Source organism: Megasphaera cerevisiae DSM 20462 (genome assembly GCF_001045675.1).
Lineage (GTDB): Bacteria > Bacillota > Negativicutes > Veillonellales > Megasphaeraceae > Megasphaera > Megasphaera cerevisiae.
Genome location: NZ_LEKT01000124.1, coordinates 1 through 1147, shown reverse-complemented (window position 1 = coordinate 1147; position 1147 = coordinate 1). Strand labels below are relative to the sequence as shown.

1 protein-coding gene and 1 pseudogene are annotated in these 1147 nt (G+C 42.5%); one reads left to right on the top strand and one right to left on the bottom strand.

Going from position 1 to position 1147, the window contains the following annotated elements; genetic code table 11:
• The first annotated feature begins 303 nt into the window (after positions 1-303).
• Positions 304-615, top strand: coding sequence for a recombinase family protein (locus AB840_RS15925; protein WP_053078224.1), 312 nt, complete (start codon positions 304-306; stop codon positions 613-615).
• 262 nt (positions 616-877) lie between these two features.
• Here AB840_RS15925 and AB840_RS18410 read toward each other — a convergent pair.
• Positions 878-1147 (bottom strand): annotated as a pseudogene (locus AB840_RS18410) (IS5/IS1182 family transposase); the annotation flags it as partial.

Genomic DNA, 1147 nt, shown 5'->3' with positions numbered 1-1147 from the left:
TGTCTCCCGTATCTCGTAATTCTTTTTGCCATCGGGACAAGGTTTGCTGGCTTATGCCAAGATTTTTGGCACAACCGACCAACCCCAGATCCCGGTGATCATGATAATATTGGATGGCATCCAGTTTAAATTGTTTATCAAAGTGCTTCGCCATTATAAGTTCCTCCCGTTTCTGATACTTCTATTGTATCATGGTTTCATGTATAGGATTTTCTCATTTTGGCTTGTACTATTTTTATGCTAGCACTAGTGAACACCAATAAGAAAATAGACATTCATATACTGTAAAGGAGGGACGGCACCATGAAAGAGTATCGTGCAGTGGCCTATATGCGGCTCTCCGTTGCGGGCAGTAAAGAAACAGAAAGCGATAGCATTGAAAATCAAGAAAGCATTATCAACTATTTTGTAAGCAATCACCCTGACATTAAGCTTGTGTCACGTCGGGTAGATGACGGATATAGTGGAATTATATTTGATCGCCCAGGCTTTGCAGCAATGATGGAGGATGTTAAGGACAGTAAAATTGATTGCATCATTGTAAAAGATCTGTCGCGCTTTGGACGTGACTTTATTGAAACAGGACGTTATCTGTGCAGAATATTGCCTACTTAGGGTATTCGCTTTATCGCCATTCTGTATCAAATTGACACTGACAGAACACCCGCAAAGGATGATTTCGTTTTGCATATCAAAGCAGCAATCAACGATGAGTCCAGCCGGGAGATTTCAGTAAAGACACGAAATGCACTGCAAACTATGAGGGAAAATGGAATGTATGTAGGAGCTTGCCCAATCTATGGCTATCGGAAGTCAGATGAAATTAGGAACTTATTGATTGTAGATGAAAATACGGCCATTGTGGTACGGGAGATTTTCAAAATGAAAATGCAGGGCTATAGGTTCGCGGTTTCTTTCCATCAGTGGGAGTATGCAGCACGGTGATGATATGTTCCAGCTTTTCTCGTCCTTCATTTAACAATTCCATGTCCCTAGGATATTTGATACGAGATGGCGCACAGGTAGCGTCCACAATCAGCGTCCCTTCCTTGTCGGAGGTAGACGGCGGCGTATCATCATGATGAGAGTCCTCTTTCTTGTCTGTTTCTTTTTCAATGTGATGCGGCGCTTGTTTGGCAGCTTCTGC